The 26,844-nt window shown below is 65.6% G+C and carries 27 protein-coding genes; 17 read left to right on the top strand and 10 right to left on the bottom strand.

Annotated elements, in window-relative coordinates; genetic code table 11:
• Positions 1-12 precede the first annotated feature (12 nt).
• Positions 13-618 carry a histidine phosphotransferase family protein gene (locus EU800_RS09040; protein WP_129630748.1) on the bottom strand — a complete coding sequence of 202 codons (606 nt, stop codon included), beginning with the start codon at positions 616-618 and terminating at the stop codon, positions 13-15.
• Between the two features lie 38 nt (positions 619-656).
• On the opposite strand from EU800_RS09040, the gene EU800_RS09035 reads away from it, so the two are divergent.
• From EU800_RS09035 to EU800_RS09025, 3 genes are all read left to right on the top strand, one after another.
• Complete coding sequence (locus EU800_RS09035; protein WP_129630834.1) at positions 657-827, top strand: DUF3553 domain-containing protein; 171 nt, start codon at positions 657-659, stop codon at positions 825-827.
• A gap of 165 nt (positions 828-992) precedes the next feature.
• Positions 993-1,769, top strand: coding sequence for a GNAT family N-acetyltransferase (locus EU800_RS09030; protein WP_129630746.1), 777 nt, complete (start codon positions 993-995; stop codon positions 1,767-1,769).
• Between the two features lie 38 nt (positions 1,770-1,807).
• Entirely contained in the window at positions 1,808-2,626 is an 819-nt protein-coding gene (locus tag EU800_RS09025; protein ID WP_129630744.1) for a 1-acyl-sn-glycerol-3-phosphate acyltransferase, read from the top strand.
• A gap of 20 nt (positions 2,627-2,646) precedes the next feature.
• Here EU800_RS09025 and EU800_RS09020 read toward each other — a convergent pair whose 3' ends face one another.
• The 6 genes from EU800_RS09020 to EU800_RS08995 all read right to left on the bottom strand — a co-directional run bounded on the left by EU800_RS09020 (position 2,647) and on the right by EU800_RS08995 (position 7,727).
• The gene (locus EU800_RS09020) at positions 2,647-3,072 is read right to left on the bottom strand and encodes a cupin domain-containing protein (RefSeq protein ID WP_129630742.1); all 426 of its coding nucleotides are present in this window, start codon (positions 3,070-3,072) and stop codon (positions 2,647-2,649) included.
• Positions 3,073-3,289: 217 nt separating this feature from the next.
• On the bottom strand, positions 3,290-3,643 hold the full coding sequence (locus EU800_RS09015; RefSeq protein WP_129630740.1) for a nuclear transport factor 2 family protein: 354 nt from the start codon (positions 3,641-3,643) through the stop codon (positions 3,290-3,292).
• A gap of 173 nt (positions 3,644-3,816) precedes the next feature.
• The gene (gene eno, locus EU800_RS09010) at positions 3,817-5,091 is read right to left on the bottom strand and encodes a phosphopyruvate hydratase (protein ID WP_129630738.1); all 1,275 of its coding nucleotides are present in this window, start codon (positions 5,089-5,091) and stop codon (positions 3,817-3,819) included.
• A gap of 42 nt (positions 5,092-5,133) precedes the next feature.
• Positions 5,134-6,015, bottom strand: a complete 882-nt coding sequence (locus tag EU800_RS09005; protein ID WP_129630736.1) for a DMT family transporter — start codon at positions 6,013-6,015, stop codon at positions 5,134-5,136.
• Between the two features lie 194 nt (positions 6,016-6,209).
• The gene (locus tag EU800_RS09000; RefSeq protein ID WP_129630734.1) at positions 6,210-6,623 is read right to left on the bottom strand and encodes a Fur family transcriptional regulator; all 414 of its coding nucleotides are present in this window, start codon (positions 6,621-6,623) and stop codon (positions 6,210-6,212) included.
• 264 nt (positions 6,624-6,887) lie between these two features.
• Positions 6,888-7,727: a MoxR family ATPase gene (locus EU800_RS08995; RefSeq protein WP_129630732.1), complete on the bottom strand. Its 840-nt coding sequence runs from the start codon at positions 7,725-7,727 to the stop codon at positions 6,888-6,890.
• Positions 7,728-7,946: 219 nt separating this feature from the next.
• On the opposite strand from EU800_RS08995, the gene dksA reads away from it, so the two are divergent.
• Both dksA and EU800_RS08985 read left to right on the top strand, forming a co-directional pair.
• Entirely contained in the window at positions 7,947-8,369 is a 423-nt protein-coding gene (dksA, locus tag EU800_RS08990; RefSeq protein ID WP_129630832.1) for an RNA polymerase-binding protein DksA, read from the top strand.
• Between the two features lie 100 nt (positions 8,370-8,469).
• Positions 8,470-9,642 (top strand): FAD-dependent oxidoreductase, encoded by a 1,173-nt coding sequence (locus tag EU800_RS08985; protein ID WP_129630730.1) that lies wholly within the window; start codon positions 8,470-8,472, stop codon positions 9,640-9,642.
• 18 nt (positions 9,643-9,660) lie between these two features.
• On the opposite strand, the gene EU800_RS08980 is transcribed toward EU800_RS08985, so the two are convergent.
• From EU800_RS08980 to EU800_RS27920, 3 genes are read right to left on the bottom strand one after another with little or no spacing between them, the layout of a single operon-like run.
• Entirely contained in the window at positions 9,661-10,599 is a 939-nt protein-coding gene (locus EU800_RS08980; RefSeq protein ID WP_129630728.1) for a site-specific tyrosine recombinase XerD, read from the bottom strand.
• The gene (locus tag EU800_RS08975) at positions 10,596-12,125 is read right to left on the bottom strand and encodes a hypothetical protein (protein ID WP_129630726.1); all 1,530 of its coding nucleotides are present in this window, start codon (positions 12,123-12,125) and stop codon (positions 10,596-10,598) included. Before EU800_RS08975 ends, EU800_RS08980 begins: the two co-directional genes overlap by 4 nt.
• Before the next feature lie 4 nt (positions 12,126-12,129).
• Positions 12,130-12,264 (bottom strand): hypothetical protein, encoded by a 135-nt coding sequence (locus EU800_RS27920; protein WP_256369763.1) that lies wholly within the window; start codon positions 12,262-12,264, stop codon positions 12,130-12,132.
• Positions 12,265-12,439: 175 nt separating this feature from the next.
• On the opposite strand from EU800_RS27920, the gene EU800_RS08970 reads away from it, so the two are divergent.
• From EU800_RS08970 to cimA, 12 genes are all read left to right on the top strand, one after another.
• Positions 12,440-12,952: a shikimate kinase gene (locus EU800_RS08970; protein ID WP_371685606.1), complete on the top strand. Its 513-nt coding sequence runs from the start codon at positions 12,440-12,442 to the stop codon at positions 12,950-12,952.
• Between the two features lie 3 nt (positions 12,953-12,955).
• The gene (gene aroB, locus EU800_RS08965) at positions 12,956-14,071 is read left to right on the top strand and encodes a 3-dehydroquinate synthase (protein WP_129630722.1); all 1,116 of its coding nucleotides are present in this window, start codon (positions 12,956-12,958) and stop codon (positions 14,069-14,071) included.
• Positions 14,072-14,636: 565 nt separating this feature from the next.
• Positions 14,637-15,722, top strand: a complete 1,086-nt coding sequence (gene chvE / locus EU800_RS08960; protein WP_129630720.1) for a multiple monosaccharide ABC transporter substrate-binding protein — start codon at positions 14,637-14,639, stop codon at positions 15,720-15,722.
• A gap of 91 nt (positions 15,723-15,813) precedes the next feature.
• On the top strand, positions 15,814-17,340 hold the full coding sequence (gene mmsA, locus EU800_RS08955) for a multiple monosaccharide ABC transporter ATP-binding protein (protein WP_129630718.1): 1,527 nt from the start codon (positions 15,814-15,816) through the stop codon (positions 17,338-17,340).
• A gap of 31 nt (positions 17,341-17,371) precedes the next feature.
• Positions 17,372-18,553 carry a multiple monosaccharide ABC transporter permease gene (gene mmsB, locus EU800_RS08950; RefSeq protein ID WP_165354603.1) on the top strand — a complete coding sequence of 394 codons (1,182 nt, stop codon included), beginning with the start codon at positions 17,372-17,374 and terminating at the stop codon, positions 18,551-18,553.
• 148 nt (positions 18,554-18,701) lie between these two features.
• The gene (locus tag EU800_RS08945) at positions 18,702-19,391 is read left to right on the top strand and encodes an L-ribulose-5-phosphate 4-epimerase (protein ID WP_129630714.1); all 690 of its coding nucleotides are present in this window, start codon (positions 18,702-18,704) and stop codon (positions 19,389-19,391) included.
• A 49-nt stretch (positions 19,392-19,440) separates the two neighbouring features.
• Complete coding sequence (gene araA / locus EU800_RS08940) at positions 19,441-20,949, top strand: L-arabinose isomerase (RefSeq protein ID WP_129630712.1); 1,509 nt, start codon at positions 19,441-19,443, stop codon at positions 20,947-20,949.
• A 235-nt stretch (positions 20,950-21,184) separates the two neighbouring features.
• On the top strand, positions 21,185-21,895 hold the full coding sequence (locus tag EU800_RS08935; protein ID WP_129630710.1) for an outer membrane beta-barrel protein: 711 nt from the start codon (positions 21,185-21,187) through the stop codon (positions 21,893-21,895).
• A gap of 4 nt (positions 21,896-21,899) precedes the next feature.
• Positions 21,900-22,805 carry a cytochrome c gene (locus tag EU800_RS08930; protein ID WP_129630708.1) on the top strand — a complete coding sequence of 302 codons (906 nt, stop codon included), beginning with the start codon at positions 21,900-21,902 and terminating at the stop codon, positions 22,803-22,805.
• A gap of 465 nt (positions 22,806-23,270) precedes the next feature.
• Positions 23,271-24,641 carry a cysteine--tRNA ligase gene (gene cysS / locus EU800_RS08925; RefSeq protein WP_129630706.1) on the top strand — a complete coding sequence of 457 codons (1,371 nt, stop codon included), beginning with the start codon at positions 23,271-23,273 and terminating at the stop codon, positions 24,639-24,641.
• Positions 24,638-25,213: a DUF6680 family protein gene (locus EU800_RS08920; protein WP_129630704.1), complete on the top strand. Its 576-nt coding sequence runs from the start codon at positions 24,638-24,640 to the stop codon at positions 25,211-25,213. Before cysS ends, EU800_RS08920 begins: the two co-directional genes overlap by 4 nt.
• Positions 25,210-26,841, top strand: a complete 1,632-nt coding sequence (cimA, locus tag EU800_RS08915) for a citramalate synthase (RefSeq protein ID WP_129630702.1) — start codon at positions 25,210-25,212, stop codon at positions 26,839-26,841. Before EU800_RS08920 ends, cimA begins: the two co-directional genes overlap by 4 nt.
• Positions 26,842-26,844 lie beyond the last annotated feature (3 nt).

Raw genomic sequence — 26,844 nt, 5'->3', positions numbered from 1 at the left:
CGGCCAGGCCGTTCAGAAGCTGAGCGTGATGCACGCCTCGTCCGAATGCAGGGTGATGCGTCGGCCGAGGCGGCAGACGGCATCGGGCAGCAGGGCGAAATGCACGGTCTTGGGGGCGAGTCCTTCCGGCGCGCTGCCAGTGAGGACCGACCAGATCTGCGGATCGTATTTCAGCTTCTTGCTGCGGCCGGTCAGGTGCCAGATCCCGTTTGCGCGGCTTACCGCGATCTCGCCGCCATAGGGCAGCGCGTTTTCCAGGCATTGCAGGGCGAGGAAGACGGCCTTGACCTCCTGACGGCGGCAATCGGCGCCCACGCCCCAGTCGATCCGGAGCCGCGTGCCGCCATAGACATCCTTGAGGATGCCGAGGATCTCGGAGCGCGCAAGGCCCTGGTCCGGCGACGCGAGGCCGAAGGCGACGCGGAAGAAACGAATGCGCGCGTTGGCATTGGCGACCGAGTCGGAGATCAGTGCGATCTCCGCGCTGCCGCCGCCCGACATCGAGAACAGTTCCAGCCCGTTGCCGATCGCGCCGATCGGGCTGATCAGGTCGTGGCAGATGCGTGAGCCGACAAGGGCAGCAATATCCGGGGTGTCCTGCGGATCGTCACTGGACATGAATGGTCTTTCCTGAAGGTACTGTCGTCATGATTGATATGAACGCCTTTCTCGAACCGGGAATGCTGGTGCGCCATCCCGACCGGCCCGACTGGGGTCTGGGGCAGGTTCAGTCCCGCGCCGAACACAGGATCACGGTCAATTTCGAACATGCCGGCAAGGTGGTCCTGGACGGTCGCGTGATTGGTCTCCTCCTGGACGACGGGTGAGAGGTCCCGGCCCCCATCAAACCATTTGTTTCCCATGAGGAAACTGGCGCAACCTTACGAATGGATTAACTCGGGTCAACCCGCCGGATCTGGGGAGTGTGGACAAGGCAGCGCGCTTTGCCTAAAGACCCCGGAACCCCTCAAAGGAAAGAGTTCCCACCGCTCATGGCGATCGACGACCAGAATCTCGAGATCAGGCTGGCCAGGACGGAGGAGGATATGCTGGGAGCACAGAGGTTGCGCTACCGCGTCTTCGTGGAGGAACTGTCCGGTGACGGGGCGCTGGTCGACCATGAGCGCCGGCTTGAGCGTGATCGATACGACCCCTTCTATGACCACCTGATCCTTGTCGACCGCCGGCGCGATGCGACCGCACTTGACCATGTGGTCGGCGTCTACCGGTTGCTGCCGGGCGACCGCGCGCCGGCGGCGGGTGGCTTCTACTGCGCCGGCGAGTACGACCTGACGCCCCTGGAGCGCAGCGGGCGGCGGCTTCTGGAGCTCGGCCGCTCCTGCGTGCATCCGGATTTCCGCGGCGGCGCGGCCCTGTTCCACCTCTGGAACGGGCTTGGCGACTACGTGCTGGAGCGGGATATCGAACTGCTTTTCGGTGTGGCGAGCTTCCACGGGACCGATGTGGCGGCGTTGGCGCAGCCGCTCTCCTATCTCCACCATCACCATCTCGCACCTCCCGATCTCAGGGTGCGGGCGCTCGATGAAGCCTTCACGCCAATGGATATCCTGCCCGAGGACGCGGTCGACCGTGTCCGCGCCGTGCGCGAGATCCCGCAGCTCATAAAGAGCTACCTCAGGCTTGGTGGCTTCGTGGGCGAGGGGGCCTTTGTCGATCGCCCCTTCAACACCACCGACATCTGCCTCGTGATGGACATGGAGCGAATTTCCCAGACGCAGCGGGCGCGCTACACGGGCGGTCGGGGATGAGTTCGGAAGCGACGTGGCGGTCGGAGGACGAGCCCCCGATGCACGCGCCGGCAGGCGCCGGCGACTGGCTGCGCGTGCTGCGACGCGGGGTTCCGTTGTTGGTCGTCATCTTCGGTTGCTTGGCGCTTCTGCTGATTATCCGGCTGGTGGAGCGCCCGCTCTTCGAGGAGAACCGCCCCTGGACGCCGTCGATCACGCGGTTCGTCTGCCGAACCGCCTTTGTCCTTCTGGGTATCCGCCGCGTCGTCCATGGCGAGCCGATGACCGGTCCGGGGGCGCAGGTCTCGAACCATGTGAGCTGGCTCGACATCTTCGCCCTCAACGCCTCGGACCTGATCTATTTCGTCTCCAAGTCGGAAGTGGCGAGGTGGCCGGGGATCGGCTGGCTGGCCCGGGCGACCGGCACGCTCTTCATCGACCGCAACCGGAACCAGGCACAGGAGCAGGCGATGCAGGTCGAGGCGCGGCTCGCCGCGGGCCACCGGTTGCTCCTCTTCCCCGAGGGCACGAGCACCGATGGGCGCAGGGTGCTGCCGTTCAAGCCGACGCTGTTCCAGCCGTTCTTTTCCGGCAGCCTGCCGGAAGATCTCAGGGTGCAGCCGGTGAGCCTCGTCTACCACGCGCCCGAGGGAGAGGATGCTCGCTTCTATGGCTGGTGGGGCGACATGGATTTCGGCTCGCATTGCCTCAAGGTGCTGCGGCAGAAGCGGCAGGGCTCGGTCGAGGTGCAGTATCACCCGCCGATCGCAGTTGCCTTTGTAGCCGGGCGCAAGGTTTTGGCGGCCGAATGCGGCGCGGTTGTGCGCCGGGGCGTGCTCTCCGCACTGACGGCGGAGACGGAGCCTGCCGGAGCCTGACGAAGCGCGGTCAGGCGGCGTCACGCCCGTGGGATGTCGAAGTCCGGCGGCGCGAGAGTGAAGCCCTCGAAGCGGAAACCGGGCGAGACAGTGCAGCCGACGAGCGACCAGTCGCCCGCAGAACGCGCGGATTGCCAGTGGAGCTCCGGCACGATGATCTGCGGCGACTGGCTGGCCGCGAGATTTGCGCCGAGCAGGTGGTCGCGGGCCGGGCCGGATTCGGTCTCGCTGATCGACAGGATCAGCGGATCGCCCGCATAGAAATGCCAGATCTCGGTCGCGTCGACTTTGTGCCAGTGGCTGCGGTCGTTTCTGTCGAGCAGGTAGAAGATACAGGTGCCCGAAGGCCGTTCACCGGACGCAGGCCCGACCCATGTCTCGCGATACCAACCGCCCTCCGGGTGCCTCTTCAGGCCGAGAAGCGCGATAATCTGAGCTGGAAACATAGCAAGATCCCCTGTTGCAGCGTCAACAGGATAGAGCAACCGGCATCACGACGCTTTGGAAATTGGGAACGTCAGGTGAACCAGGTCGTCGCAAATCGCGGAATGGCTACGTTACACAACAGCTCTCGTCCCTGTGGCAGTCTTGCAACGTAGCGATGGCCAGATGCCCAGCGGGCGTGGTGTCCGCCCAAGCGCGGCGAATTGCATCAGGATATCGCTATTCGATCGGCAGCCCGTGCATTCGAAGGAAGGATAGCTTGTCCCAATACCCACGCTGGAACGCAATTCGCTCGTCGCGAATGGTGAAGAAGCCGCAGCCCCGCAGGCCGAGAGGATCGCGCCATTCCAGAGCGACGACCTCTCCGGCGTCGTGGATGGCCTCGACGATGCAAACCATTTCGGCGGCCGCGAATTCCCGTTCGAACATGGCGCGGATATTGTCCCGGCCGGTGATCGCCTCCTGCGTGACCTGATGGTTCACGGCATCCGCGTGATAGAGCTCCGCCAAACCGGCCGCATCGCCGGAATTGAAGCGCTCCACCCAATGGGCAACCAACTCTTTCGGTGTCATTGCCTGAACTCCTGTGTTGGCCGGTCGATACGCCCGAGGTGCGATGCCCGCAACAACCGATGCGGAAGACCCGGAACGAAAAGCAGCCGGTCAATCGGAGGCTTCACAAAGAAAACGCCCCGCGCATCATCAGCGCGGGGCATCAAAGATCGTCGGTTACAGCGGAAGTCGCGTTATTTCAGGATCGACGTCCCTGCGTAGAGCGCGGATTCGCCCAGCATTTCCTCGATGCGGATCAACTGGTTGTATTTCGCCATCCGGTCGGAGCGCGACATCGAGCCGGTCTTGATCTGGCCGCAGTTCGTGGCGACGGCGAGGTCGGCGATGGTGGCGTCCTCGGTCTCGCCCGAGCGGTGCGACATGACGTTGGTGTATTTCGCGCGGTGCGCCATTTCGACGGCGGCCAGCGTTTCGGTCAGGGAGCCGATCTGGTTCACCTTGACGAGGAGCGAGTTGGCCACGCCTTCGGCAATACCACGCGACAGGCGGGCCGGGTTGGTGACGAAGAGGTCGTCGCCGACGAGCTGAACCTTGGCGCCCAGGGCGTCGGTCAGCAGTTTCCAGCCGTCCCAGTCATCCTCGGCGCAGCCATCCTCGATCGAGAAGATCGGGTAGTCGGCAACCAGCGCCTCGAGATACTTGACGTTTTCCGCGGACGTCAGAGACAGGCCCTCGCCCGCAAGCTCGTATTTGCCGTCCTTGTAGTATTCGGTCGAGGCGGCATCGAGCGCGAGATAGACGTCCTCGCCCGGCTTGTAGCCGGCGGACTCGATGGATTTCAAAACGAAGTCCAGCGCGCCGCGGGTCGACGACAGTGCCGGCGCGAAACCGCCCTCGTCGCCGATGCCGGTGTTGTAGCCGGCCGCTGAGAGCTCCTTCTTGAGCGTGTGGAAGATCTCTGATCCCATCCGGACCGCGTCGTGGATCGACGTGGCCGAGACCGGCATGATCATGAATTCCTGGAAGTCGATCGGGTTGTCGGCATGTTCGCCGCCGTTGATGATGTTCATCATCGGCACGGGGAGGACGCGCGCGGCGGTGCCGCCGACATAGCGGTAGAGCGGTTGGGCGGTATACTCCGCGGCGGCCTTGGCGGTGGCCAGCGACACGCCGAGGATGGCGTTGGCGCCGAGACGGCCCTTGTTCTCGGTGCCGTCGAGTTCGATCATGGTGCTGTCGAGGCCGACCTGGTCGGTGGCGTCGAAGCCGAGGAGCGCCTCGGCGATCTCGCCGTTGACGGCTGCGACGGCCTGGCTCACGCCTTTGCCGCCGAACTTGGACTTGTCGCCGTCGCGCTTCTCGACGGCCTCGTGGACGCCGGTGGAGGCGCCGGAGGGCACCGCGGCTCGGCCCATGGTGCCGTCTTCGAGGGTGACGTCCACCTCGACGGTCGGGTTGCCCCGGCTGTCCAGGATTTCGCGTCCGTGAATGTCGATGATTGTGCTCATTGCGACGGTCCTTTCCGGTCGGTCATGAAACATGGGGACCTCTTACCCTTGTCGGGCCCCCGAGAAAAGTGCGCGTTCCCGCGCAAGCGCGTAGAGACCGGAGGCGACGATCAGCGCGGCCCCGGCCAGGGTGAAGCTATCGGGCCGCTCGCCGAGGACGAAGACGGCGAGCAGCAGGGCGAAGACGATCCGCGCGTAGCGGAACGGGGCGACGGCGGAGATCTCCGAGATCCGGATCGCCTGTATGATCGTGTAGTAGCCGGCAACTCCCACCAGGATCGCGATCGTGAGCAGACCGTAGGAGGCGAGCGGGGCGGACGGCAGAGTGGCGGTATCGGCGGTGAGGGTCATTGTCAGCCCCGCCACGAGCATCATCAGGTAGCCCCATTGGCCGATCTGCGCCGAGCTCATGGCCGGCGGCGCGATGCGAGTCGCCAGGTCCCGCAGTCCAAGGGCGAGGACGGCGACCACGGCAAGGAGCGTCGCCGGCTCGAACCCGTGCGTCCCGGGCCGGACAATCAGAAGCACGCCGAGGAATCCCACAGAGATCGCCGACCACCGCCGCCAGCCGACAGGTTCGCCGAGAAACAGCGCGGCCATCAACGTGACGGCAAGCGGAAGCGCCTGGATGATGGCGGAAACCGCGGCGAGATCGGCCAGCGCGAGGGCCGAGATGAAGGCGAAGGCGCCGACCACCTCGCCGGCGTTTCGAAGCAGCATCGCCCGGCGGAACAGCTCGCGCGGCAAAAGTGACTGGCGCCGGGCGCGCACGAACCCGGCAAAGATGAGCGCGCCCAGACAGCCCATCGCCGTGAGGATCGCGCCCGGGGGCAGGGTGGCGGAGGCCTTCTTGATGAACAGGTCCTGGAAGGCGAACATCCCCATCGAGAGGATCATCAGGAGCGCGCCATGCAGGTTGTTCATGCGCAGGACCAAGCTCCTTGAGGGTCAAAAACGGCTTTCGCCCTCGTCTAGACCGGATTTGGGGCGATAACAAAGCGCCAAACCGACGCTGCCCGCGCTCTTTCGCGAAAAGCCGGAATGCGTGCGGCGCAGACGTCGCCGCGGTCGCCGGCTAGGCCGGTCAGGATTTCGGCCGCGCGAACGCCGCGCTCGGTTCAGCGCTTCTTCTGCGGCACCCCGTAGAGTTCCAGGCGGTGCCCCTTGAGCCGGTAGCCCAGACGCTCGGCGATCTTCTCCTGCAGCGCCTCGATCTCGGGGTCGCAGAACTCAATCACCTCGCCGGAATTGATGTCGATCAGGTGGTCGTGATGGTCGCGGTCGGCATCCTCGTAGCGCGCGCGTCCGTCGCCGAATTCGAGCCGGTCGATAATGCCCGCTTCCTCGAAGAGCTTCACCGTTCGGTAGACGGTCGCAATGGAGATCTTCGGATCGTGTCCTGAGGCGCGGTTGTAGAGCTCTTCGACATCCGGATGGTCGGTCGACTCGCCCAGAACCTCGGCGATCACCCGCCGCTGCCCGGTCATCCGCAGTCCCTTGGCTTCAAGGCGCTCCAGGATTGTCCCGCTCATATCCGCGTCCTCGTAATTGGAGGCGGAGACTAGCGTATCGTCATGGCGAACGGAACCCTCAGCCGCGCGGATCGGACGGCGCGAGGAGGCTGCGAAAGCGTCGCAGCGGTCCCCGTTTCAGCATCGTCATACAATGTATTGACCCGATGTCAGATTTCACCCAGACCATGCGAGTCTGAACCGGGATGGCAGCGCCGAGCGAGCGGGCGTAACACCTGTCGGCAAATGCGCGCAAATCCATGAAGACGCGCTCTTCTGCCTGGCTCAGCGTCCGCGCCGCGCCATGAAGGCCAGACGCTCGAAGAGATGCACGTCCTGCTCGTTTTTCAGCAGCGCACCATGCAGCCGCGGCAGCGCCTCTGTCGCGCCGCGCCGAAGGTCTTCGGCCTGAAGATCTTCGGCCAGCAGCAGCTTGAGCCAGTCCAGAACCTCCGAGGTCGAGGGCTTCTTCTTCAGACCCTGCTGCTCGCGGATCTCGTAGAACTGGGTGAGCGCGGCGGTGAGCAGCGACTGCTTGATGCCGGGGTGATGGACCTCGACGATCTCCTTCATCGTCTCCATGTCCGGAAAGCGGATGTAGTGGAAGAAGCAGCGCCGCAGGAAGGCGTCGGGCAGTTCCTTTTCGTTGTTCGACGTGATGATGACAATGGGGCGGTGCACCGCGCGGACCGTCTCGCCGGTCTCGTAGACGTGGAACTCCATCCGGTCGAGCTCCTGCAGCAAGTCGTTGGGGAACTCGATATCCGCCTTGTCGATCTCGTCGATCAGCAACACCACCTTTCCGGAGGCGGCGAAAGCCTCCCAGAGCTTTCCCGGACGGATGTAATTGGCGACGTCATGGACCCGTTCGTCGCCGAGCTGGCTGTCGCGCAAACGGCTCACTGCGTCGTATTCATAGAGCCCCTGCTGGGCACGCGTGGTAGACTTGATGTGCCATTCGATCATCGGCAGATCGAGGGCTGTGGCGACCTGGCGGGCGAGTTCGGTCTTGCCGGTGCCGGGCTCGCCCTTGACCAGCAGCGGGCGTTCGAGCGTGACTGCGGCATTGACGGCAACCTTCAGGTCGTCGGTCGCGACGTAGGAATCTGTTCCCGAAAATTTCATTTGCTATTCCTAGCCTTGGGTCTCGTTCTTGAAGCCGGGTCCGAGCCCGTTGCATGACCAGCCTGCCTTTGCTTTTTGTAAGTGACAACCCGCTATCCTTCGAGTAAGCACCGCGCCAAGGGAGAGACGATGCCTGTGACAGACGACCGGATGGACGAAGAATTGCCCGAAAACGGTGACCGGCACTTGACGCAGGCTGAAATGCGAGAGGGAGCAGGGGTGAAACAGGAAACCTTTCTACCGGAAGACTACCGTCCCGCTGAAGACGAGCCGTTCATGAACGAGCGGCAGTTGGAATATTTCCGGCGCAAGCTCACCGCCTGGAAAGAGGATCTGCTGGCCGACAGCCGCGACACGATCGAGGGGCTTCAGGAGAGCACGCGCAACATTCCCGATGTCGCCGACCGCGCCAGCGAGGAAACCGACCGGGCGCTCGAACTCCGCACGCGGGACCGTCAGCGCAAGCTCGTCGGCAAGATCGACGCGGCGCTGCGGCGGATCGGCGACGGCGAATACGGCTACTGCGAGGAAACCGGTGAGCCGATCTCGCTCAAGCGGCTGGACGCGCGCCCGATCGCCACGCTGAGCCTCGAGGCGCAGGAACGCCACGAGCGCCGCGAGAAGGTGCATCGCGACGACTGATCGCGCCCCGCATGCTCGTGTGGGAGTGACAGATGAGATATCAGGCGCCGGGATGTTCTCCCGGCGCCTTTCGTTTTGAAGCGTCCATCCGGAGGCTGGCATGAATCTGATCGGTCAGGAAATCACCGTTCTCGGCGCGGGAATCGCCGGGCTCGCCACGGCTCGGGCGCTGGCGATGCGCGGCGCGCAGGTCACCGTCCTCGAACAGGCGCCGGAGATCACCGAGGTGGGGGCGGGGCTCCAGATCTCGCCCAATGCCGGCGTGGTGCTGGAAGCGCTCGGGCTCGGCCGTGCCTTCGAGGCGATCTCGCTGGCCTCGCGGGGTGCGGTGCTGCGGGACTACGCTCGCGGCGCCGAAGTGCTGCGGCTCGACCTTTCTCGATTCGGCCGGTTTGGCCTGGTCCACCGGGCCGACCTTGTAGCGCTGCTCGCCGACGGGGCGCGCGAGCTGGGCGTCGCGATCGAGACCGGTCAGCGGGTCGAGAAGCTGTGCCTCGAAGGCGCGCATCCGGTGCTGGAGATCGCCGGCGGTGGCCGGCGCGAGGTGCCGTTCCTGGTGGCCGCCGACGGGGTTCGCTCGCGGGTGCGCGCGGCGCTGCTGGGAGACGAGGCGCCGGCCTTCACCGGTCACCTGGCTTGGCGCGCGCTGGTGCCTGTCACGCCCGGCGAGGTGCCGCAGGAGGCGCAGGTCTTCATGGGCCCGGGCCGGCATCTCGTGGCCTATCCGCTGCGGGACGGGCGGCTGTTGAACCTCGTCGGCGTCGAGGAAACCGGACACTGGGCCGCCGAGGGCTGGAACCATGCCGGCGATCCGGTGGCGTTTCGCCGGGTCTTCGGCGGTTTCGGCGCGCCGGTGCGCGGCTGGCTCGAACGGGTTGAGGAGGTAATGGTCTGGGGACTCTTCGCCCATGCGGTCGCGCCGCGCTGGAGTGGCGACGGGGTGGTGCTGACGGGCGATGCTGCGCATCCGACATTGCCCTTCCTGGCCCAAGGGGCCTGTATGGCGCTCGAGGATGCCTGGGTGCTGGCCGAAAGCCTTGCCGGGGCGGACAGCCGCGCGGCAGCACTGGCCGAATACGAGCGGCGCCGCGCCCCGCGCTGCCGAAGGATCGTCGACGCCGCGACGGCCAATGCCCGGAACTATCACCTGAGCAGCGCGCCGGTGCGTGGCATTGCGCATCTCGGGCTCCGGATGATCGGACGGGCCGCGCCGGGCCTCATGCCGGACCGGTTCGGCTGGCTCTATGCACATGACGTGACCCGCGCAGGCTGAGCCGGCGCGGCGCTCCCGTCAGGATTTCGCCAGCGGATGATGCTTCAGCACGAGGTCCCGAAGCCGCTCCTCGAGCACATGGGTATAGATCTCGGTGGTCGAGATATCGGCGTGGCCGAGCAGCATCTGGATCGACCTAAGATCCGCTCCGCCGGCCAGCAGATGCGTTGCAAAGGCATGGCGCAGCCGGTGCGGCGTCACCTTTGCCGGGCTGATCCCGGCCGACACGGCGATCTCCTTGATCAGCGCGTGGAAGCGGTGCCGGGTCAGGTGGCCAGCCTTTCCGGTGGAGGGAAAGAGAAAACGGGAGGGCGCCGCGCCCTCGGCACGGGCCGCGTCCTCGCGCGCGTCGCGCTCCGCGAGCCAGTCTGCCAGCGCAAGCCGGGCGGGCGGCGAGAGCGGGACGAGGCGCTCCTTGTCGCCCTTGCCGCGCACCAGCAGCATGCGCGGGTCGCCGCGGGCGGCGGAGACCGGCAACGAGACCAGTTCGCTCACTCGCATTCCGGTGGCGTAGAGGAGCTGCATCAAGCAGCGGTTGCGCAGCCGGTCGGCGGGGTTGCGGCCCTGATCCTCGGCGGCGGCGAGCAGGGCGGTGACGTCCTCCTGGCTCAGCGTCTTTGGCAGCCGGGCCTCCCGCCCCGGACTGCGGATTCGGATCGCCGGGTTGTCACCCCGCCACCCTTCTTCATAGGCGAAGCGGTAGAATTGCCGGATCGAGGAGAGCCGCCGGGCGCGGGTGGTGCGCGCGAGCCCCTGCGCATCGCAGAAGACCAGGTAGCGCTCGATATCCTCGCGGCTGGCCTCGGCGGGGCTTGAGCCTGCACGCGCCAGCCAATCGAGGAAATCCTTCAGGTCGCGACCATAGGCAAGCTGGGTGTTGCGCGCCGCGCCGAGCTCGGCGGCGTGGGCGTCGAGGAAGCCGGAGATCCACATTCCCGGGCTGGCAGGCCCGCTCATGAAGGGCGCTCGAGCAGCAGGATCTGAAGCGCGGCGCGACGGGCGATGTCCTCGAGCCCGAAGGCGCGCAGAAAGGCGATCGCGCCGCCAATATCGGAGGGATCGGCCGCGGCACCCGGCGCGAGCGCGCCGAGCGCCAGCAGCAGCGCCTCGCCGGCGCGGCCCTCCGCCAGCGGGCGGGCGAGCCCGTCGGGCAGGGCAGGGGCGGGGCTGACGAAACCTGCGGAGACCGCCTCCGCGAGCGGCGACGCCGGTGGCGCACCGGGTTCGCCGCGGGCGATGGCGGCGAGAAACGCGGCTTCCGGATCGTCCGGATCGGCGTCGAGCGCGACCGACTCATAGGCATCCGACAGCAAGCCGATCCGGAAGACGAGATCGGCGGGCTCGGCCTCGAGCGTCACCAGCGCGGGGCCGAAGGCACGGGCGAAGGGCAGGGCGAGCCCGGCCGCCCGCATCTGGTCCCAGGCATCAGGCAGATCCTCCGAGATCACCTCGCGATCGCCGATTTCGAGCGCGCGCCCGAGCGCCTGCACCGAAGCGACCCGGTCCCAGACCCCGCCGGAGGCAGCCGGTGCGCGCTCGCCATAGATCGCCACCAGCACGCCGGGCGGGATCGCGCCTGCGCGTGCGAGCCGTTCGGCCGCCTCGACGCGCGGCTTCCAGCCGGCGGTGGGGCGCAGGTCGGAATGCGCGAAGGCGAGCGGCAGCGTCGCCGTGGGCATCGGTGCGCCGATCGCCTCGAGCATCCGGAAGGTGAGCGGGCTCGGCCGCGTCGGGCGGGCGGTGGGCGGCAGGAGTTCCGAGAGTTCGGGGTCGAGAAACTGCGCCAGCAGCGCGTCTTCCTCGGGCGAAAGCTGTCCGAGCGCCTTGGCCGATTCCAGCGTCAGTGCCGCTGCGTTCCAGTCGCCGGTCCTTGCCAGGCAGAAGATGCGCACCGGGAAGGACGGCGCGAGGCCCGGCACCGCGCGCATGTGGGCGCAGGCGGATTGTTCGCGGCCCGTCAGAAGGCCCACGTCGAAGGCGCGGCGGAACAGTTCGGGCGCGTCCGAGGCGGCGCGCTGGAGCAGCGCTTCGGCCTCCTCTACCGCGCCGCGGGCCAGCAGGGCGTCGATCCGCGCCTGAAGCAGCGGCGCGCGCAGGGTCGAGCCCAGGGGCGGGTCGAGTTCGGCCAGCATCACCCGGCGGAACTGGTCCTGCACAGCCGGCAGCGGCTCTGCCGGAAAACCGGCGATGAGCCGGACCAGCGTGTCGAGATCGGAACTGCCCCAGAGATCGGCCGGCAGCCCCGTCACCGAGCGCGCGAGCAAGCCGACGCCATCCGGTGAGGGCATGTCGAGCGGTTGCACCGAGATCGGCTCTGTGACGATTCCCTGCGTCACCGGCGCCTCGCCCGGCGCCAGGGCGGCGGGTTGTGCGAGGCTGTGCGAGAGCCAGTCGATGGCCGAAATCGGGGCCGCCTGCTCGGTCTGGGCAACTGCGCCTGTCGCCGGCAGGACGAGGGCGATGGCGGCGATCAGGGCACGCATCGGCTCACTCCGGGTTGAGGGTGACCGGCTCGACCACGCGACGCTGGTCCGGCGTGAGGTCCGCCAGATAGGCGTATCCCACCAGCCCGATGCCCCCGAGCACCGCGAGATACAGCAGAAGTTTGATAAGTCGCCACATGGCCTGCCCGCCTTCCGTGTCGGCCGGTTTTCCCGAACCTTCTGCAGATTTTATACATGGCATCCCGGGCGAATTCACGCCATTGAGGGACAAATTTTTTTGTCTCGGCGGCGGGCTGCCGGCGACGGCGCGCGTGGAGGGGCGTTTGGCGGGCAGGCTGAAGAAGACGGTGGTGATGGTGGGGATGATGGGCTCCGGCAAGACCGCGGTCGGCACCGCGCTCGCCGGCCGGCTCGGCGTGCCGTTTCGCGACAGCGATGCCGAGATCGAACTCGCTGCGCAGATGACCATCGCCGAGATCTTCGAGCGCGATGGCGAGACCTTCTTCCGGGCCCGCGAGTCCGAGGTGATCTCCCGCCTGATGGACGGTCGCCCTGCGGTTCTGTCGACCGGCGGCGGTGCGTTTCTGGCGGAGCGCAACCGGCAGATGATCCGCGAGCGCGGCGTCTCGGTGCTGCTCGACGCCGATCTCGAGCTGTTGTGGAATCGCGTGCGTCACAAGGACTCGCGACCGCTGTTGCGCACGTCCGATCCGCGTGCGACGCTTGAACGGATCTATGCGGCCCGGGCGCCGATCTATGCCAAGGCCGAGCTCGCCGTGAAGGTGCGCCCCGACTACGCCGTCGCCGATACGGTCGGCAAGGTGATCGAGGCGCTCCGCACCCGGCCCGACGTTCTGGAGGCATGACGCATCATGGAAATCGTGCAGGTTCCGCTGGGCGCGCGCAGCTACGAGATTGGCATCGGCTCAGGGATCCTGACGCGCGCCGGCTACCGGCTGGCGCCGCTGCTGAAGCGTCCGCTGGTGGCGGTGGTGACCGACGAGAAGGTCGCCGCGCTGCATCTGCCGAAACTGCGCGAGGCGCTGGCCGCCGAGGGCATCGAGATGGCCGCGCTGGTTCTGCCGTCGGGCGAGGCGACGAAATCCTGGCCGCATTTCGAGCGCTGCGTGGAATGGCTTCTGGAGCACCGGATCGAACGCTCCGACCTGATCGTCGCCTTCGGCGGCGGGGTGATCGGTGACCTCGTGGGCTTCGCGGCCGCGGTGGTGCGCCGCGGCGTGCGCTTCGTGCAAATCCCGACGACGCTTCTGGCACAGGTCGACAGTTCGGTCGGCGGCAAGACGGCGATCAACTCGACCGCCGGCAAGAACCTGATCGGCGCCTTCTATCAGCCGAGCCTCGTGCTGGCCGATGTCGATCTGCTCGAGACGCTCGACAGGCGCGACTTCCTCGCCGGCTATGGCGAGGTGGTCAAATATGGGCTGCTCGGCGATCTTTCCTTCTTCGAATGGCTCGAGAAGACCGGTCCGGCGCTTGCTGAGGGCAATACCGGGGCGCGGATCGCGGCGGTGAAACTGTCCTGCCGGATGAAGGCCGACATCGTCACCCGCGACGAGACCGAGCAGGGCGACCGCGCGCTTCTGAACCTCGGGCACACCTTCGCGCATGCGCTGGAGGCGGCCACCGGCTATTCCGACCGGCTGCTCCACGGCGAGGCGGTTGCGATCGGCTGTGCGCTGGCGGTCGAGCTCTCGGCCCGGCTGGGCTATTGCTCGCAGGAGGATCCGAGCCGGGTCCGGGCGCATCTGCGGCACATGGGGATGAAGGTCGATCTCGGCGACATCCCGGGCGAGTTGCCCGATGCCGGGGCGCTGCTCCGCCTGATGGAGCAGGACAAGAAGGTCGTCGCCGGTCGGATGCACTACGTTCTGACCCGCGGTATCGGCCGCGCCTTTGTCACGAGCGAGGTGCCGGCCCAGGAGGTGCTTGGGCTTCTGCGCCGGGAACTGGAGCAGACCGGCTGATTCGTCTGCGTGCCGGTCGCGTGGGATGACAGACGCTCCCGCGCTGCGGATCGCACTGATTCCATGTCTTCGACATCCCGGTTCCGGCGACGCGTGAGCTCAACGGCAGGTCAGGCGCGTGCATCGCAGTGCCGCTCGAAGGCCCGTGAAGCGAGGAATCACTGCCGGAAACGGTGCCTTCGTAGCGGTGTGGCACTGGGGCGCGGCAGTCCGGCACGCAGAGAAATGCTTCGAAACCAGGCGCGGCATGAACGAAATGGCAGCGCGATAGTCCATGTATTTGACCGGATGCCGCCTTCCATTTTGCGCGTCCTGTGCGAGAATACCCTTGGAGGACGGAACATATCTGTTTCGGACCCTGCGGTGCAGGGCGCGCGACGGAGGAGGATCAGTCAGGTAATCCGCAAGCTTTTCTCTGCTGGCCCGCTGGGCCGGCCGAGGGTGATGTGCTGCCGACCGCAGCGACGTCGAGGCTCAACGAAGACCTGACTCCAAGCCCGGAGCAATCCCGCATCGCGTCTCATCAATCTTGGCGCAATCCCGCGCCATTACGGGAGGTTACACCATGGGAATCGGAAACTGGGCCTCGACTGTCGCGTCCGGCGCGCTGGCCCTCGCTCTCGGCCTCGGCCTGGCGGCCACGCCGAGCTTTGCGCAGGACAAGGGCTTTGTAGGCATCGCCATGCCGACGAAATCGTCGTCGCGCTGGATCTCGGACGGCGAGAGCATGGTCGAGCAGTTCCAGGCGGCCGGCTACGAGACCGACCTGCAATATGCCGAGGACGACATCGCCAACCAGCTTCAGCAGATCGAGACGATGATGCTGAAGGGCGTGAACGTGCTGGTCATCGCCGCGATCGACGGCACCACGCTTTCGGCCGCGCTCGAGAATGCCGCAGCGTCGGGCATCAAGGTCATCGCCTATGACCGGCTGATCCGCGATTCCGGCAATGTCGACTACTACTCGACCTTCGACAACTTCCAGGTCGGCGTGCTTCAGGCAACCTCGCTGGTCGACGGGCTCCAGGAACGGTTCCCCGACGCGGAGTCGTGGAATGTTGAACTCTTCGGCGGCAGCCCGGACGACAACAACGCCTATTTCTTCTACAACGGCGCGATGTCGGTCCTCCAGCCGCTGATCGACGAAGGCAAGATCAACGTCGTTTCCGGCCAGTTCGGCATGGACACCGTCGGCACCCTCCGCTGGGACGGCGCCGTGGCCCAGGCCCGCATGGACAACCTGCTGTCGGCCAACTACACCGACGCGCAGCTGCACGGCGTTCTCTCGCCCTATGATGGCCTCTCCATCGGCATCCTCTCCTCGGTCAAAGGCGTGGGCTACGGCTCGGGCGATCTGCCGATGCCCATCGTCACCGGCCAGGACGCCGAGATCCAGTCGATCAAGTCGATCATCGCCGGCGAGCAGTATTCCACCGTCTACAAGGACACCCGCGAGCTTGCCCGCGTGACCGTCGGCATGGTGGACGCGCTGCTTCAGGGCAGCGAGCCGGAGATCAACGACACCGAGACCTATGACAACGGCGTCAAGGTCGTGCCCTCCTATCTCCTGAAGCCGGTCCCGGTCGATGCGTCGAACTGGGAAGAGCTGCTGATCGGCTCGGGCTACTACACCATGGACCAGATCAAGTAAGGTCCTCCCCCCCGGGGCGGCGCGCAGGCCGCGCTGCCCCACCCAATCGGGCAATACCAATCAGGACCTCCGCTGGCCGGAGAAGAGAAAAATGAACGCCATCCTGGAAATGCGCAATATCACCAAGACGTTCCCGGGCGTGAAGGCGCTCGACGACGTCAACCTCCGGGTGGAGGAAGGTGAGATTCACGCGCTCGTCGGCGAGAACGGTGCCGGCAAGTCGACGCTGATGAAGGTGTTGAGCGGCGTCTACACCCACAACGAATACGAAGGCGAAATCCTCTATCGCGGAGAGCCGCAGAAATTCTCGCGTATCGCGGACAGCGAGGAGAAGGGGATCATCATCATCCACCAGGAGCTGGCGCTGGTGCCGCTTCTGTCGATCGCCGAGAATATCTTCCTCGGCAACGAGACAGCCAAGAATGGCGTGATCGACTGGCACGAGGCGCATCGCCGGGCCAAAGAGGTACTTGCCAAGGTTGGCCTCTCCGAGCCGACCACGACCAAGATCACCAACCTTGGCACCGGCAAGCAGCAACTGGTCGAGATTGCCAAGGCGCTCTCCAAGCGGGTGGAGCTGCTGATCCTCGACGAACCGACCTCGTCTCTCAACGAGAACGACTCCACGGCGCTGCTGGAACTGCTCCGCGAGTTCAAGAACCAGGGGATCACCTCGATCATCATCTCGCACAAGCTCAACGAGGTCGCCTATGTCGCCGACACGATCACCGTGCTGCGCGACGGCCAGACGGTGAGCAGCTTCCCCTGCGAGCATGGGCCCGAGATCGAGAACCGGATCATCAAGGAGATGGTCGGGCGCGAGCTCACCAACCGCTTCCCGCCACGCACGGCGCATATCGGCGACATGCTGATGGAGGTGAAGGACTGGACCGTCTACCACCCCCTCCATTCCGACCGGAAGGTGATCGACCATGTCGACATCAACGTGCGCGCCGGCGAGATCGTCGGCATCGCCGGGCTGATGGGCGCCGGGCGCACCGAGCTCGCCATGTCGGTCTTCGGTCGCTCCTACGGCCAGAAGATCTCGGGCGAGGTCAGGCTGCGCGGCCAGCCGGTCGATGTCTCCGACATCAACAAGGCCGTGGCGCTCGGCATCGCCTATGTCACCGAGGACCGGAAGGAATACGGCCTCGTTCTCGAGAACACGATCAAGAACAACATCACGCTGGCCAATCTCGAGGGCGTGGCCAAGGGCAACGTGCTCGACGAGAATGCCGAGCGGCGCGTGGGTCGGGAATATATCGAGAAGCTCAACATCCGCTGCTCCTCGATGCTCCAGCAGGTGGTGAACCTGTCGGGCGGCAACCAGCAGAAGGTGGTGCTCGGCAAGTGGCTCTTCGCCAACCCGGACGTGCTGATCCTCGACGAGCCCACCCGCGGCATCGACGTCAACGCCAAGTTCGAGATCTATTCGATCATCAACGAACTGGCGGCGCAGGGAAAGGCGATTGTCTTCATCTCCTCCGAGATGCCGGAGCTCCTGGGCATGTGCGACCGCATCTATGTCATGAACGAGGGCCGTATCGCCGGTGAACTGCCGGGGTCCGAGGCCACACAGGAAAAGATCATGCGAATGATCGTCAAGAACGATGGGTGATACCATGCAACAGGTCACGACCGCCGCCACGATGGACAGCGGCGAGAACAAGAACTCGATCGGCAGCTACATCAAGTCGAACATGCGCGAATACGGCCTGCTGCTAGCGCTGATCGTGGTCATGGTTTCCTTCCAGATCATGACCGACGGCATCCTGATGAAGCCGCTCAACATCACCAATCTGGTGCTGCAGAACAGCTATATCGTGATCATGGCCATCGGCATGCTGCTGGTCATCGTCGCCGGTCATATCGACCTGTCGGTCGGGTCGGTCGTCGGTTTCATCGGCGCGCTCGCCGCCGTGCTCATGGTGACCTATGAGCTGCCGGTTCTCGTCTCCGTCATCATCTGTCTCGTCGCCGGCGTGGTCATCGGTGCGGTCCAGGGCTACTGGGTCGCCTATCACAAGATCCCGGCCTTTATCGTGACGCTGGCCGGCATGCTCGTCTTCCGTGGCCTGACGCTGGCGCTGCTCGCCGGCCAGTCGATCGGCCCCTTCCCGGTGACCTTCCAGCGGCTCTCCTCGGGGTTCATCCCCGACCTTCTGGGCTCCGGCAAGCCGCACATGCTGACACTGGCGCTCGGTGCCGCGATCAGCCTCTTCCTCGTCTACACCAATTTCAGTGCCCGCATGGCGCAGCAGCGGATTGCCAAGGCAGAAGAGCCGGTCTCCGTCTTCGTCCTGCGCAACGGCCTGATCCTCTTCGCGATCAACTACTTCACCTGGCTGATGGCCGGCTACCGGGGGCTCCCCAACGTGCTCATCGTCATGGCCATCCTGATCGCGCTCTATGGCTTCTTCACCTCGAGGACCACGACGGGCCGGCGCATCTACGCGCTTGGCGGCAACGAGAAGGCCGCGCGGCTCTCGGGCGTCAACACGCAGAAGCTGGTGTTCCTTGCCTTCGCCAATATGGGGTTCCTCGCCGCGCTGGCCGGTCTCGTCTTTGCCGCGCGCCTCAACTCCGCGTCGCCGAAAGCCGGCGTCGCCTTCGAGCTTGACGTCATCGCCGCGGTCTTCATTGGCGGCGCCTCGATGTCGGGCGGCGTGGGCACCGTGGTCGGCGCGGTGATCGGCGCCTTCCTGATGGGGGTGATGAACAACGGCATGTCCATCATGTCGGTCGGCATCGACTACCAGCAGGTCATCAAGGGCCTGGTGCTGCTCGCCGCCGTCATCTTCGATGTCTACAACAAGAAGAAGGCCGGCTGACCCTCTTCTTCGAATGCCGCGGGTCCCGACCTCCTCCTTGCCCGCGGACACCCAGGAGCCGGCGACCCTCCCCCTCTCCGGTCGCCGGCTCCGATCCGCCCCGAACCACTGCGGCGACAGCGCCGCCACCGGACAAGGAAATGCAGACATGCTTCCGGAGCTTCGCAAACGGGTCCTCGACGCCAATCTCGAACTCAACCGTCGCGGCGTGGTGATCTATACCTGGGGCAATGTAAGCGGCATCGACCGCGAGAGCGGTCTGGTGGTCATCAAGCCCTCGGGCGTTTCCTATGACGAGATGACCGTCGACGACATGGTCGTCGTCAACCTCGAGAACGAGACCGTCTGGGGCTCGAAAAAGCCCTCCTCCGACACCAGGACCCATACCTGCCTCTACCGCAACTTCCCCGACATCGGCGGCGTGGTGCACACCCACTCGCCCCATGCCGTGGGCTGGGCGCAGGCGCGGATGGAGATCCCCTGCCTCGGCACCACCCAGGCCGATTACTGTTCGGGCCCGATCCCCTGCACCGCGCCACTGACGCCGGAGCAGGTGGCGCGCGATTACGAGGGCGAGACAGGCGAGACCATTGTCCGCACCTTCGAGGGCAGGGACCCGATGGCGCAGCCGATGGTGCTGCTCGCCGGCCACGGCCCCTTTGCCTGGGGCAGGACGCCCGACGATGCGGTGCACAACGCGGTTGTGCTCGAGAAATGCGCCGAGATGGCGACGATCACCCGGATCGCCTGCGGCGGGCTGCCGCCGCTGGAAGACTACGTGCTCGACTACCACTACCAGCGCAAGCACGGCGCGAACGCCTGGTATGGCCAGAAGTGATTGACGGACAGGGCCGTGAACGGGCCCGGGATACGGAAAGGCAAGAAACATGATCGGACTGAAACCGCTGAAGATCTGGTTCATCTGCGGCTCGCAACATCTCTACGGCCCCGAAGCGCTGGCACAGGTCGAGGAGAACGCCCGCAAGGTCGTCGCGGGGCTCGACGGCAGCGGCAAGCTCGTCCTCCCTGTGGAATATGCGGGTCTCGCTAAAACCTCCGACGAGGTCGCCGATCTCTGCCGTCGCGCCTCTGCCGATCCGGAATGCGGCGGTGTCATCCTCTGGATGCACACCTTCTCGCCGGCCAAGATGTGGATCCGCGGCCTGAGCCAGCTCACCAAGCCGGTGCTGCACCTGCACACCCAGTTCTTCGCCGAGCTGCCCTGGGACAGCATCGACATGGACTACATGAACCTGCACCAGGCCGCACATGGAGACCGCGAGGCGGGCTTCATGCAGACGCGCCTGCGGCTCGGCCGCAAGGTGGTGGTCGGCCACTGGTCCGACGAGGAAGTGCAGGCACGGATCGACAGCTGGATGCGCGCCGCCCGCGCCTGGGACGACTGGCAGGGCGCCCGCTTCTGTCGCTTCGGCGACAACATGCGCGACGTGGCGGTGACCGAGGGTGACAAGGTCGGCGCCGAGATGGCCTTTGGTTTCGCGGTGGACGGCTGGGGCGTGGGCGATCTCGTGGCCCGCATGTCGGAATTCTCCGAAGGGGAGGTGGCCGCGCTGGCCGCCGAATACGACGAGCTCTACGAGGTGGTGCCCGCGCTCGGCCCCGGCGGAGAGCGCCGCGCCTCGCTGCTCGACGCCGCGCGCCAGGAACTCGGCATCCGGGCCTTCCTTGAGGCGGGCGGCTACAAGGGCTTCACCCACACCTTCCAAGACCTGCACGGGCTCAACCAGTTGCCCGGCCTCGCGCCGCAGCGGCTGATGGGAATGGGCTACGGCTTCGCCGGCGAGGGCGACTGGAAGACCCCGGCGCTTCTCCGGGCGATGAAGGTGATGGGCGAGGGGCTCTCGGGTGCCTGCTCCTTCATGGAGGATTACACCTACGACCTGGTCCCCGGCGCCGAGCGCGTCCTCGGCGCCCATATGCTCGAGATCTGCCCGACCATCGCGTCCGGAAAGCCACGGCTGGAGATCCACCCGCTCGGCATCGGCGGCAAGGCGGACCCGGTGCGAATGGTGTTCAACGCGGTGAAGGGCCCGGCGGTCAACGCCAGCCTCGTCGATCTCGGCAACCGTTTCCGGCTTGTCGCCAACGCGGTCACCGCGATCGACCATCCCGACCTGCCGAAACTGCCGGTCGCCCGCGCCGTCTGGTCCTGCGCGCCGGACTTCAAGACCGCGGCCCGCGCCTGGATCCTTGCCGGCGGTGCCCACCACACGGCCTACAGCTACGACGTCACGCGCGAGATGCTGGACGACTTCGCCACCATCGCCGGTATCGAGCTGGCCTATATCGGCGCCGGCACGACGATCGACCGCTTCCGTCAGGATCTCAGGATGAACGAGGTCTACTGGCACATCGCCGGCGGGTTCCGGGCCTGAGGCGGGTCTGTCGTCTGACATCTGGGCCGGGCGGCGACGCCCGGCCCTTTTCCGTTCTAGGGTGCGGCCTGGCCGGCCATGCGGAAACTGCATCTCGAATATGTCCATTTGACCGAGGCAATTGATCGCGTGGACGACGGTTGCGTCTGCCGGCGATCTGCTGAGAATCGAAACCGGGAAATCACCGGGACTCAGAGCGGGCCGGCTCGCGTTCGAAAAGGAGCAGGGCAGAAACATGATTGACCGTTCCACAGCCAACCCTCACCGGATGGCCAGGTTCCGCCTTTCGGGCGCCCTTGCCGCCGCCATCCTCGCCGCGTCGCCGGCCTCGGCGGAGCTGGTCCTCTCCTTCTATCTCGGTGCGAACCAGTCGCCGGATTCGACTGTCGACTACAATTTCAACCGCGGCGCGGGCGACCAGTCGACCGATGTGAGCTGGGACGGCGAGGCGTTCAAGATGCCGCCCTATTTCGGCCTCCGGGCGATCTGGTGGCTGGAGGAGCATCCCAACTGGGGCTTCGGCATCGACAACGTCCATGCAAAGGTCGCCGCCGACCCGATGCCCGACGATTTCAAGGTGCTGGAATTCACCGACGGGGTGAACATGATCTCCGGCAACGTCCAGTATCGCTGGCTCAACGAGAGCCGCTTCACCCCCTATGCCGGGCTCGGCCTCGGCATCACCACGCCGCATGTCGAGGTGACGAACAAGGCCGGCGACAGCGAGACCTTCTGGTACCAGTTCGGAGGCGCCTCGGCGCAGGCGCTGCTCGGTCTGGACTACAAGATCAACGAGCACTGGAGCGTCTTCACCGAACTCAAGCTGGCGAAGTTCTGGATCGACGTCGACCTGCAATATGGTGGCGAGCTGCAATCGGGGATTCTGAGCAAGCAGGTCGCGGTCGGCGTGAGCTATTCGTTCGACAAGCTGCCCTGGAAGCGCTGAGCGGATGGGCGCGCGAGAGATCCCGGCGATGCTCTGCCTGCTCGTGCTCGCAGCCTGTGCGCCGACTGTTCCGGGGACGGGGACGGATACCGGGCCGGCGCTTGCGGCGGAGGTGTCGCGCGCCAATGGCCGCGACCTCTTCTGGGCCGGCGGCTGCGCTTCCTGCCATGCCGGCGAGGGTCGGCTCTCGACGGCGGCGCCGCGTCTCGGCGGTGGCAGGCCGATCGTCACCGGCCACGGCATCGTTCACGCGACGAATATCTCGTCCGACCCGGTGGCGGGCATCGGCGCCTGGAGCCTCGAGGATTTCGACCGGGCGATGCGGCAGGGGCTCGCACCGGACGGTCGCGCCTATCTGCCCGCCTTTCCCTATCCCTCCTACGCGCGCATGTCCGAGGCCGACATCGCCGATCTTTACGCCTATCTCTCGACGTTGCCCGGCGTCCCGGATGCCAACATCGCGGACCGGCTGCCCTTTCCGGTGAACCTTCCCGGCGCGGCAGAGGCCTGGCGGGGTCTCTACCTGCGCCCCGGCCCGGTGGTCGACCTGCCCGGTGCGGATGCCGAGGTCGCGCGCGGGCAGTATCTCGTCGAGGGGCCGGGCCATTGCGGTGCCTGCCACACCGCGCGCACGCCGCTCGGCGGTCCGCGCCTCGGCCAGTGGCTGGCGGGGGCGGAGGTTCCCGACGGGTCCGGTTTCGCGGCCAACCTCACGCCGCACGAAGAGGGGCTTGCCGGCTGGAGCGCCGAGGAGATCGTTGACGCCCTGCGGCCCACCCGCGGGTCGTACGAGGGGATGGAGGCGGCGCGCTACGATCTTGCGCAGCTCCCGGAGAGCGACCTTTACGCCATCGCCGCTTATCTCCAGGCGCTGCCGGCGAGGCCGATCCCCGAGTCTGAACTCGAGTGATCCGGACTCTGGTTGACCGGACTGGGCGATGCTTGACGTTGATCCGGATCAGGGCTCCGAGCAAGGAACCGTGGCGCTGTGCAAAACCCGAAGGCCGCCGCGCAATCGACGAGCCGCCCCCACGGCCCGGCGATACGTTGACGCCAGCGCATCGTGCCGTTCATTTTGGGACTCCTCACCATAAAGCGCTCCGACCATCTGTCGGATCACCGCGCCGCGGCCCGTCGATGGCGCAGCTCCGCACCCGGCCCCGGCGGACAAGTGAACAAGCGACCGTCTGGCACAGCGATCAGAAAACGCTTGGCGCGGCGCGGCCGAGGCGCTAGGACGGCGTCATGAAGACCCGCAGCGTCATCATCTGCATCTGCATTATCCGCTGACATCGTCAGGCGGGCAGGTTCCTTCATTCCCTTTCCAGATCGAAGTTGCTAGACCCGCCGGGCGCCGCACCCGAGAGGATTTCTCATGGCCGATATCAGGCTCTGGAACACCAAGACCCGCCGCAAGGAGCGGCTGGATCCGATCGATTCGGGGAACGTGCGGATGTATGTCTGCGGGCCCACGGTCTATGACCGCGCGCATATGGGCAACGCCCGCCCGGTGATCGTCTTCGACACGCTGTTCCGCCTCCTGCGCCATGTCTACGGGGCGGACCACGTCACCTATGTGCGCAACTTCACCGATGTGGACGACAAGATCATCCGCCGCGCCGAGGAGAGCGGGCGGCCGATCGGGGCGATCACCGAGGAGACGATCCGCTGGTATCACGAGGACATGGGCGCGCTGGGGGTGCTGACGCCGACGCATGAACCGCGCGCGACCGCCTTTATCGGCGAGATGATCGCGATGATCGCGGGGCTGGTGGCCGACGGTTTCGCCTACGAAGCCGAGGGCCATGTGCTCTTCGCGGTGGAGAAATACGCCGAATACGGAGCGCTCTCCGGCCGCTCGGTCGAGGACATGATCGCCGGCGCCCGCGTGGAGGTCGCCCCGTACAAGCGCAACCCGATGGACTTCGTGCTCTGGAAGCCGTCGACGGACGACCTTCCTGGCTGGGACAGCCCCTGGGGCCGCGGCCGTCCGGGCTGGCATATCGAGTGCTCGGCGATGTCTCTGGCGCTGCTCGGCGAGAGCTTCGACATCCATGGCGGCGGCAACGACCTGATGTTCCCGCACCACGAGAACGAGATCGCGCAAAGCCGGTGCGCGCATCCGGAGGGCGAGTTTGCCCGGATCTGGATGCACAACGAGATGCTGCAGGTCGAGGGGAAGAAGATGTCGAAAAGCCTCGGCAACTTCTTCACCGTGCATGACGTGCTGGAACAGGGCGTGCCGGGCGAGGTGATCCGGTTCGTGTATCTCTCGACGCATTATCGGAAGCCGATGGACTGGACGGCGGAGAAGGCGCGGCAGGCAGAAAAGACGCTCAGGAAATGGTACGCCCAAGCGGCGCAGGGAGCTGCCGAGGGGAAGCCCTATGTTGGAGTAGTCAACGCCCTGTCAGACGACCTGAACACGGCGAAAGCGATTGCCGAATGCCACCAACTCTCATTGGCCGACGACGTTTCGACACTGCGCTATACTCTTCAACTTCTCGGGTTGATGGAAGACGAAGTGCCTGAATGGGCAAAATCGCCGGACGTGGATCTCTCCGAGCATGAGGCACGGCTAGCTGCAGCGCGCGCTGCGGCGATGGAGAACAAGGATTTCTCCGAGGTCGACCGGCTTAAGGCAGCTTATCTTGCGGCCGGTGTCGAGGTGCGCATGAGCAAGGGGGGGGTTGAGCTTGTTCCCGGCGACGATTTTGACGCGGCGAAGCTGGAGGCGTCAATATGAGCAGCGAGTTCTGGATTACTACTGTTGCGATAGTGTTGGGGCCAATTCTCGCGGTTCTTATATCCCGCCAACTTCAAGTAAGGGACCGTGAACGCGAACGGAAATTATATGTTCTGCGATCACTCTTAAGCACGAGAAAAGCCCAGCTTAGCCAAGACAGAGTAATGGCATTGAATCTGATTGAGATCGAGTTTGCCGGAAAGAAAAAGATCTTGGAAAAGTTCAACGATTTAATGCAGACTTACTCGGATCGGCAGAAGTGGGAAAGTGGGAATGCGAATGTTCTGAATGCGGTGAACGAGGAAGTTGACAGGAAGAGCGTACTCCTTATCGACGAGATAGCACGGGATCTTGGGTATAAGTTCGATCAGATAAAAATCCTTTCGGGCGGCTACTACCCAAAGGGACTTGGAGTCGCGGAAGAGCAACAGCAGATAATCCGCGAGTTTCTTGTTGGGTTGCGTCAAGGGAAGCTCCTTCTTCCTGTTGGCGTTGTTGATTTCGTTCAGACCTCCGGAACGGGGGACAGCAACGGACAAGAAGCCTCCGAAAACGAAGGACCTTCGGCATGAGCAAGGAACGGCTCTACCTGTTCGACACCACCCTGCGCGACGGACAGCAGTCGCAGGGCGTGCAGTTCAGCCTCGAGGACAAGCGGGAGATCGCGGCAGCGCTCGACGGGCTCGGCATCGACTACATCGAGGGCGGCTGGCCCGGCGCCAACCCGACCGACAGCGAGTTCTTCGACAGCCGGCCCGAGTTCCGGCACGCGACCTTCCTCGCCTTCGGGATGACCAAGCGCGTCGGGCGCTCGGCGGCCAATGACGAGGTGCTCGCGGCGGTGATGAATGCCGGCACGGAAGCGGTCTGCCTCGTCGGCAAGAGCCACGATTTCCAAGTCACGACCGCGCTCGGCGTGACGCTCGAGGAGAATGTCGCGGCGATCGCGGATTCGGTGAGCCACATCGTCGGCGAGGGCCGCGAGGCGCTCTATGACGCCGAGCATTTCTTCGATGGCTACAAGGCCAACCCGGACTACGCCATCGCCTGCCTACGGGCCGCGCTCGAGGCTGGCGCGCGCTGGGTGGTGCTCTGCGACACCAATGGCGGCACGCTGCCGGCGGAGATCTACGACATCACCAGCGCGGTGATCGCGGCCGGCATCCCGGGCGAGAAGCTCGGCATCCACACCCATAACGACACCGAGAACGCCGTCGCCGGCTCTCTGGCGGCGGTGGATGCCGGGGCGCGGCAGATCCAGGGGACATTGAACGGGCTCGGCGAGCGTTGCGGCAACGCCAACCTGATCTCGCTGATCCCGACATTGTCGTTGAAGGAGCCCTACCGGAGCCGGTTCGAGACCGGCGTCACGGAGGAGGGTCTGGAGAGCCTGACCCGGCTCAGCCGGATGATGGACGACATCCTCAACCGCGTGCCTGCGCGCGCCGCCCCCTATGTCGGCGCCTCGGCCTTCGCGCACAAGGCGGGTCTGCACGCCTCGGCAATGCTCAAGGACCCGTCGACATACGAACATATCGACCCCGCCCTTGTCGGCAACGAGCGGATCATCCCGATGTCGAACCAGGCCGGCCAGTCGAACCTGCGCCGGCGCCTGACCGAGGCCGGGCTCATGGTCGAGAAGGGTGATCCGGCGCTCGGGCGCATCCTCGACCTCGTCAAGGCGCGGGAGGCGGCGGGATACACCTACGACACCGCGCAGGCGAGCTTCGAACTTCTCGCGCGGCGCGAGCTGGGCCTCCTGCCGAGTTTCTTCAAGATCGACCGCTACCGGGTCACGGTCGAGCGCCGCAAGAACCGGCTCGGCGAGACGATATCGCTCTCCGAGGCGGTCGTCGTGCTTCATATCGACGGCGAGAAGCGGCTCTCGGTCTCGGAATCGCTCGACCCCGACGGCTCCGACCGCGGCCCGGTCAACGCGCTGTCGCGGGCGCTGGCCAAGGATCTCGGACCGCTCCAGCCCTATATCGCCGACATGAAGCTCGTGGACTTCAAGGTTCGCATCACCAATGGCGGCGTCGAGGCGGTGACCCGCGTCATCATCGACAGCGAGGACGAAGCCGGGCGGCGCTGGTCGACGATGGGGGTGTCGCCCAATATCGTCGACGCGTCCTTCGAGGCGCTGCTGGAGGCGATCCAGTGGAAGCTCCTGCGCGACGGGGCACCGGCGATTGGAGCGTGATCG

This window comes from Tropicimonas sp. IMCC6043, assembly GCF_004146235.1.
In the GTDB taxonomy this organism is placed as follows: domain Bacteria; phylum Pseudomonadota; class Alphaproteobacteria; order Rhodobacterales; family Rhodobacteraceae; genus Tropicimonas.
The sequence above is the reverse complement of the archived record's forward strand: the minus strand, read 5'-3'. Positions and strand labels throughout refer to the sequence as shown.